The 8420-nt window shown below is 39.0% G+C and carries 7 protein-coding genes; 6 read left to right on the forward strand and 1 reads right to left on the reverse strand.

Annotated features, from left to right (window positions below):
• Positions 1 to 82: 82 nt before the first annotated feature.
• The 6 genes from ribF (at position 83) to HX005_RS15240 (ending at position 6576) form a co-directional block, all read left to right on the forward strand.
• Positions 83 to 1084, forward strand: coding sequence for a riboflavin biosynthesis protein RibF (gene ribF / locus HX005_RS15215; protein ID WP_286377993.1), 1002 nt, complete (start codon positions 83 to 85; stop codon positions 1082 to 1084).
• Positions 1085 to 1147: 63 nt separating this feature from the next.
• Positions 1148 to 3991 carry an isoleucine--tRNA ligase gene (gene ileS, locus HX005_RS15220; protein WP_286377994.1) on the forward strand — a complete coding sequence of 948 codons (2844 nt, stop codon included), beginning with the start codon at positions 1148 to 1150 and terminating at the stop codon, positions 3989 to 3991.
• On the forward strand, positions 3984 to 4523 hold the full coding sequence (lspA, locus tag HX005_RS15225; RefSeq protein WP_107009189.1) for a signal peptidase II: 540 nt from the start codon (positions 3984 to 3986) through the stop codon (positions 4521 to 4523). Before ileS ends, lspA begins: the two co-directional genes overlap by 8 nt.
• Positions 4519 to 5001: an FKBP-type peptidyl-prolyl cis-trans isomerase gene (locus HX005_RS15230; RefSeq protein WP_107009196.1), complete on the forward strand. Its 483-nt coding sequence runs from the start codon at positions 4519 to 4521 to the stop codon at positions 4999 to 5001. Before lspA ends, HX005_RS15230 begins: the two co-directional genes overlap by 5 nt.
• Before the next feature lie 141 nt (positions 5002 to 5142).
• Positions 5143 to 5685, forward strand: coding sequence for an NADPH-dependent FMN reductase (locus HX005_RS15235; protein ID WP_286377995.1), 543 nt, complete (start codon positions 5143 to 5145; stop codon positions 5683 to 5685).
• A 390-nt stretch (positions 5686 to 6075) separates the two neighbouring features.
• On the forward strand, positions 6076 to 6576 hold the full coding sequence (locus tag HX005_RS15240; RefSeq protein ID WP_107009197.1) for a lytic transglycosylase domain-containing protein: 501 nt from the start codon (positions 6076 to 6078) through the stop codon (positions 6574 to 6576).
• Between the two features lie 62 nt (positions 6577 to 6638).
• Here the strand turns inward: HX005_RS15240 and HX005_RS15245 are convergent, their stop codons facing one another.
• Positions 6639 to 7988 carry an MFS transporter gene (locus HX005_RS15245; protein WP_286377996.1) on the reverse strand — a complete coding sequence of 450 codons (1350 nt, stop codon included), beginning with the start codon at positions 7986 to 7988 and terminating at the stop codon, positions 6639 to 6641.
• Positions 7989 to 8420 lie beyond the last annotated feature (432 nt).

Raw genomic sequence — 8420 nt, forward strand, 5'->3', positions numbered from 1 at the left:
GGATAAAAACACAACAACAAAGACGAAACTGTGAGAATATGGCAATATATATCCTTTCAAATTTTAAGTTTATTTTGAAATCATGCAGCTGTTACGTCTAAATGCCTTAGCACCGAATTTACAATTGCCCCAAACCGCAGTGACGATTGGCAATTTTGATGGTGTCCATTTGGGACATCAAGCCATGGTTTCTCAACTTCAAGAAGTTGCCAAAACCAAAAACCTCAAAACATTGGTGATGATTTTTGAGCCACAGCCTTTAGAATTTTTTAAAGCTTATGAGGCTCCGCCACGCATTACCTCACTCAGAGAAAAAGTAGAATATTTGACTGAATTGGGTGTGGACTACATTGCGATTGCTAAATTTGATAATACATTCCGCAGTCTGAGCGCTGAAAATTTTGCTGATGTTTTAAAAAATAAACTCAATGCACAAAGCCTGATTTTAGGTGATGACTTTCACTTTGGTAAAGACCGTCAGGGCAACAGCGAATTTTTAAAAAAATATGGCTTTGATGTGACCAATCTGACCACCATCGAATTTGATGGTGAGCGTGTCAGTTCAACCCGTATTCGTCAGGTGCTGCAAGCGGGTGATTTGGCTTTGGCTGCCAAATTATTGGGACGTCCTTATAGCATGATTGGACGAGTTCAATATGGCGACCAGATTGGACGCACCCTCAATTTCCCGACCATCAATGTTCGTATGGGGCGCCATCGACCATGTTTAAATGGTATTTATGGGGTTGAAGTGGTGTGTGAAACCACTTCTTTAACTGAAAAAGTCAAAGCCGACAATCCAGATAAAACAGGCATTTTAGGCTACCAAGAAAATGCCTTATATGGTGCGGGTCATGTTGGTACCCGCCCTGCCATCAAACAGGATCATCCAGAATGGCGATTGGAGGTACATTTCCCCGATGTTTCTGCTAATCTGTATGGTCTGTTAATGCGGGTGACTTTCCTCGACTATTTACATGGCGAGCTGAATTACCCTTCGCTTGAAGCACTTCAGGCAGGAATTGACAATGATGTTGAGCGATTACTTGAATTTCGCAAAAATACACCCCATTTTCCGTTCTAAACCCAAATTTTTTATTGTAAAACGCGTCAGCAATCAGGCTGATAATATTGGATGACAACTTGCATGAGCGATAAGCAAACTCCTGAAAATGCTGTGGATTATAAATCTACGCTGAATCTACCAGGTACTGAATTTGCAATGAAAGCAAATCTCGCAGTACGTGAAGCGAAATGGTTGGAAGAGTGGTATGCCGACAACATTTATCAGCAGATTCGTGCATCGCGTATTGGCAAGAAAAAATATGTGCTTCATGATGGTCCTCCATATGCCAATGGTCAAATCCATTTAGGTCATGCTGTAAACAAAGTCCTCAAAGACATCATCATTAAAAGCCGTGTCATGGACGGTTTTGACGCACCTTATGTGCCAGGCTGGGACTGTCACGGTCTACCGATCGAACTCAAAGTTGAAGAAAAAGTCGGTAAAGTGGGGCAAAAAGTTGATGCACCGACTTTCCGTAAAGCTTGCCGTGAATATGCCTACACACAAATCGAACTTCAGAAAAAAGATTTCGTGCGTATGGGTGTGTTTGGGGATTGGGACAATCCGTACTTAACGATGAACTTCAAACAAGAAGCCGACATCGTACGTTCATTGGGTGAAATTGCCAAAGCGGGTCATATTGAACCGGGTCTTAAACCAGTCAACTGGTGTTTAGACTGTGGTTCTTCACTTGCTGAAGCTGAAGTGGACTATAAAGATAAAAAATCTGACGCGATTGACGTTGGTTTTGGCGTGGTTGACCTTGCTGATCTTTCAGCAAAAATTGGTGTGACTGTTGCAAATCCTACAGATATCGTGATTTGGACAACCACACCTTGGACGCTACCTGCTAACCAAGCTGTTGCACTACATGCTGAAATTGAATATCAATTGGTCGAAGTTCAATCTGAACGTGGCACCCAAAACCTCATCTTAGCGAAAGATTTGGTTGAGTCTGCATGTGAACGTTACAAACTTGAAAATCCTAAAGTCTTGGCTGATTTTGTTGGTGCAAAACTTGAGAATTTAAAACTTCAACATCCGTTGATCACTGATCGCCAAGTGCCTGTAATTTTAGGTGAACACGTCATCGCAACAAGTGGTACAGGTGCAGTACATACTGCGCCGGGTCATGGTGTGGACGACTATAAAGTTGGCTTACAGTACAACTTAAAAGTTGAAAATCCTGTCGGTGGTAATGGGGTGTATTTACCAACATCTGCACTGTTTGCAGGTGAACACATCTATAAAGCCAACCCACAAATCATTGAAGCATTGGGTACAGCAGGCAAACTTTGGGCGCATGTGCCTATCGTTCACAGCTATCCACATTGCTGGCGCCATAAAACGCCGATCGTTTTCCGTGCAACACCACAATGGTTTATTAGCATGGACAATAAAGGCTTACGTCAAGATGCCTTGAATGCCATTGAAAATGACATCAGCTTTGTGCCTGACTGGGGTAAAAACCGTATTGAGTCGATGATCGAAGGTCGCCCTGATTGGTGTATCTCACGTCAACGTACTTGGGGTGTGCCAATCCCATTCTTCGTGCATAAAGACACCAATGAATTACACCCTCGCACACCTGAACTGATCGAAGAAGTTGCCAAGCTGATCGAAAAAGAAGGCATTGATGGTTGGTATAACCGTGATGCAGTTGAGTTCATCGGTGATGATGCTGAACAGTACAACGCTGTTCGTGACACTTTAGATGTATGGTTCGACTCAGGTACAACACACTATGCAGTGCTTCGTGAACGTGAAGAACTGAACGACCCTGCTGACTTGTATCTTGAAGGTTCAGACCAACATCGTGGCTGGTTCCAATCGTCTTTATTGACTTCGATTGCCATCAACAAACGTGCACCATACAAAGGCTTGCTCACTCATGGTTTCGTCGTGGATGAGAAAGGTCGTAAGATGTCAAAATCGATTGGTAATATCATCACACCACAAGACATCATTAAAGATATGGGTGCAGATGGTTTACGCTTCTGGATCGCATCTGCGGATTACCGTTATGAAATGACGGCTGGTAAAGAAATCTTCAGCCGTGCATCAGACGGTTACCGTCGTATCCGTAATACTTTACGTTTCTTATTGGCAAACTTGAATGGCTTCAAACCTTCAACAGATGCACTGCCTGTAGATCAATTGATTGCATTGGATCAATACATCTTGCAACGTGCAGCAGAAGTACAGAAAACCATTCAGCAAGCTTATGAAGATATGAACTTCCATATCGTCACCAATGCTTTAACCAACTTCTGTATCAATGACTTAGGTGGTTTCTACTTAGACATCATCAAAGACCGTCAGTACACGACCAAAGCAGATTCTCAGGCACGTCATTCTGCACAAACTGCGTTGTATCATTTGGTACAGGCATTTGTACGTTGGATGTCTCCAATCTTAAGCTTCACAGCACAAGAAGCTTGGCCACTGATTCCTGAACAGTCTGAGAAATATGTCTTTACGGCTGAATGGTATGACATTCCAGTTGCATCAACTGCAAACTTGATTTCAGAAGCAGATTGGCAAACTTTGATCACTGTAAAATCTGCGGTGAATAAGCAAATTGAAGCGGCACGTAATGCTAAATTGATCGGTTCAAACTTGTCAGCAAAAGTTGAACTTTGGGCAAATGCTGAACTCAAAACAGTTCTGGATCGTCTAGGTGATGAACTTCGTTTTGTCTTGATTACTTCTCAGGTTATCGTCAATGCATTTGATGAAACACAAGCTGAGGCAACTGATCTGGACGGTTTACGTGTCAAAGTTTCAGCCGCAGATGGTGAAAAATGTGCACGTTGCTGGCATGTGCTTCCTGATGTAAATACACATCATGAACATCCTGGTCTTTGTTCACGTTGTATTATTAACCTTCCTACAGGTCAGGGCGAAGAGAGAAAATATGCCTAATCCACAAAATAAAAAGGGTTTATTTCAGTTTTATCCTCATAATTTACTTTGGCTTGGACTTTCAGTCCTTGCCATTGTATTGGATCAATGGACCAAATGGATTGCAGTTAGCCATTTAAAATATGGTGAACAAAATCCTGTAATGCCCTTTTTAAATTGGACATTGGCACATAACTATGGCGCAGCCTTTAGTTTCTTGTCCGATGCTGGTGGATGGCAAAAATATTTCTTTACAGGCTTAGCAGGCATTGTTTCGGTCATTTTTGTATTTTGGCTCATGCGTATGCCCAAAAAATTGATCATCCTACCTGCTGCCATTGCTCTAATTTTAGGTGGAGCTGTTGGCAATCTGATTGATCGGGTTTCATTAGGTTATGTTGTTGATTTTATACATGTATATTATAACAACAGCCATTTCCCAATCTTTAATCTTGCAGACAGCGCCATTACCTTAGGCACTATTTTATTATTAATTGATACCTTCTTTTTAGAAAAGCAACGTATCCAGCGTGCGGAAGCGCAAAATGATTGATGAAATTCTTAACCCAAATGAAGAAACCCGTGTAGCAGAAGGTTCTAAAGTCGACCTGCATTTTTCTGTTGCTATTGAAAATGGCGTAGAAATTGACAATACCCGCAGCCGTGAAGAGCCTGTTAGTCTTGTGATGGGTGATGGTAGTTTATTACCTGGTTTTGAAAAAGCTTTATTTGGATTACGTGCAGGTGACCGTCGTACGGTTAGCCTTCCTCCTGAAGATGCTTTCGGTCCGTGGAATGCTGAAAATGTTCAAAAATTTGACACAATCAAATTTGAACAACGCCCTGTCGAAGGTCACATGATCGAGTTTGAAGACAAAGCCAAACAAAGCCTCTTTGGCGTGGTTAAAACGGTTGGTGATGACATTACCGAAGTTGATTTTAACCATCCTTTGGCAGGCAAGAATATTACCTTTGAAGTGGAAATTTTCAAAGTGACTCCTGCAGGTCAGCAAGGCATAAAATTGATGTAATATCATCGACCTATAAAGCTCCTTCGGGAGCTTTTTTATTTGTATCTAAATTTTTTAATCTGCGATAAAGATACAAATTGCCCCTATGCAAAAAGACAGAGAAGCTTTAACTTAATAAAATTAAAAAACAAAGGCTTAATTATGAAACTCTATATTGTAGTCGGTAGTGTCCGTGAAGGGCGCACAGCGATTAAAGTCGCGCGTTGGGCAGAAAAAACCATCAAAAGTTTTGAATACAGCACTGTTCAAACTGAAATTATTGACTTAAAAGAATGGAATTTACCTATTTTTGCAGGTGCACATCCACCACTTTCAGGTATTTATGATCAACCCAAACAACAAGAATGGGCGGATAAAATTAGCCAAGCAGATGCTTTCATTTTTATCAGTCCAGAATACAATCATGGCTATAGCCCTGCACTAAAAAATGCCCTGGATTATCTAGGTAAGGAATGGCAAGCTAAACCAGCAGCTTATATCGGTTATGGTTCAACCAATGGTTCTCGAGCTGTTGATCAACTTCGACAAGTCGGTACTCAACTTGGCTTAATTGATAGCAATGCCGTCATTGAAATCCGTGATATTTTCTCACGTAATCAAACTGAGGAATTTGAAGGTAATTCTTTTGATGAGAAAGCGTTAAAAGCTGCTTTTGATAAATTAATTCAGTATGGCAATGTCTAGTTGTACGCTATAACGTACAAAAAATGTGGCTATTTGCGAATATACTTAATGGGAACTTTCACCTATTCTATAGTCATAGGGAACAGGAAGTTTCCAGAACACAAAACAAAAATAATCAAGTTCTAGCATCAGGATGTGAGGTAGGACAGGAGTTATACCTAATAAACCGATACAAAACAGCTCAATCAGGATGATTGGGCTGTTTTTTATTAAACACTCACATTCCTTTGCAAATCTTAAAAAATTCATCATTGACTGAGCGATCATAGCTACCTAATATTCCGCATAAATATTTTTTCTTTTGGTTGTATTTTGTCAATTTATTGTTATTTTTCCAAATCTTATCATTCTTTTTCGAAGACTTTCTTAGAAAGTACAAAACTTTTTTTCATTGGCACAAGCCTTGTTGTTACTGGTTGTGCTTCCGTTGATAATGGATCACTTGAAAAACGCTCACTCTTACTCGCAACGGGTATCCAAAAAGCCTATTCTGTAGAAACAACAACGGCTCAACGTATTGCACCTATGATTTTGCAACATGCTGAACAATATGATGTAGATCCATTGCTACTTGCTGCGATGATCCGACAAGAATCTAGCTATCGCAGTGGAGTTATTTCACCTGCAGGCGCTGTCGGTTTAACCCAAGTTATTCCGCGTTATTGGCAGCAAACTTGCCAAGGTGACTTATTTGATGAAAATACCAATATTCAATGTGGTACTTTTATTTTAGCCAAGTACAACAAATCTGCAGGTAGTTGGAAAAAAGCCCTTGCTTATTATAATGTTGGACCTACAGGCTACCACTCAAGTTGGAAAATGAAAAGACAAGGTAATCGTTATGCAGAGCAAGTAGAGGAACATCAAAAACAATTGAAAAATGAGTTATAAAGCAAATATTTTCAATAAAAAACCTTGGACAGTGCCAAGGTTTTTTATTACACATGAATAAATTAATTTGTTGAAATTGCGGCTGCTTTTACTTCAATTTTACGCTCAGCTTTCTGTAAACGAATACATGAAATTGCTAAAACACCAATTACGCCGGGAATAGCCACTGCAATAAAATTCCATTTATGTGGTAATTCCATACCTAAAAGCATACCAATCACAATTGGACCAACAATCGCACCTGTACGACCAATTGCAGATGCCCAGCCAATGCCAGTCGAACGAATAGCTACAGGATAATATTGTGCAACATAACTATAAAGTAAAATACTTGTTCCAATTGAAGAGGCACCAGCTAAACTCACCAATAAATAAATCACTGGCTGAGGTGAGTTGAAGCCCAAACCGACTAAAGATAAAATACCGACGATCAACATGCTAATTAAAACTGGTTTAAAATCAAAGTGATCTGCTAGAATCCCTCCACCAATAGTACCAATTACAGCACCAATATTAAGTGCAAGTAAGAACATCAAGCTACTTCCTAAAGAGTAACCTGCTGCCATCATTAATTTTGGTAACCAACTGCCTAACGCATAAAGCATTAATAAACACATGAAAAAAGCAACCCAAAATAATAAAGTTCCTTTAGCACGGTTTTCTGTAAATAATGCTTTAACAGACGCACTTTGAGTTTGGTCATCTGCAGATAATACGAGTTTTGTATTCTCTGTAAGCTGTATATTTGGTTCAATTTTCTTTAAAAAATAACGAGCTTGATCATTTTTTTGAGCTTTAACTAAATAAGTTAAAGATTCAGGCAAAAATTTTATAAAGAAAGGTACAAATAATAGAGGAATACCTGCTATATAAAACATGATTTGCCAACCAAAATCTGCTGTAAACCACGAACCACACAATGCAGCCATAATTCCACCAACAGCATAACCACTGAACATTGTTGTAACTAAAGTACTTTTTAAACGCTGAGGCGCATATTCTGCTGTTAAAGCAACTAAATTTGGTAAAACACCACCAATACCTAAACCTGCAATAAAACGTAAAATTGCAAATTCGGTTGGATTTGAAGCAAATCCACCTGCAAAAGTAAATACACTAAATAATGAAACACAGATTAAGATCACTTTTTTACGTCCAATCTTATCTGCTAACATACCAAATGACATTGCACCAAACATCATTCCTGCTAATGCAGTACTCGCAAGCATTCCTGCTTGCACGGCTGTCATGCCCCATTCTTTCATTAATAAAGGTAAAACTACCCCATTAATTGCTAAGTCATAACCATCAAATAAGACGATAAATAAACACCAAAGAATAATATTTATGTGGAATGACTTTAACTTTGCATGATCCACTACAGCATTTACATTCATTGTTTGCGCTGTCATTTTTACTCACCTCCAATTGTGAGACTTAATTTCAACATACAATGAATGGCTGTTCATTTTTTGTCTAAAACCTTATAAACATAAATATATACCTAAATAGTATTAAATTTATTTTTTGGTATAAAATGCCACCACTAACTTATATTCATTATCAATAAAAATGATGTTTTATATGAAAAGTGTAACTAAGTGATTTTTAAAAGATAATAGAAACAATATGTTAGATTTAAATAGCTTATCAATTCGACTATAGTTAGCTTGCTCTATCAAAAATTCAAATTTATAAGACAGTTTTTAAAAAAAATATTAAGATTTTATTTCCAATTCACATGAATTAATTTATTCATCGCTTTCTTTCCCCCATAAAAAAGCCCCCTCGCTTTGAGGGGGCTTTTAGATTTAAAAGCTGGCGATGACTTACTCTCACATGGG

Origin of the sequence: Acinetobacter sp. R933-2, from assembly GCF_030325485.1 — a bacterium.
Classification (GTDB): domain Bacteria; phylum Pseudomonadota; class Gammaproteobacteria; order Pseudomonadales; family Moraxellaceae; genus Acinetobacter; species Acinetobacter sichuanensis.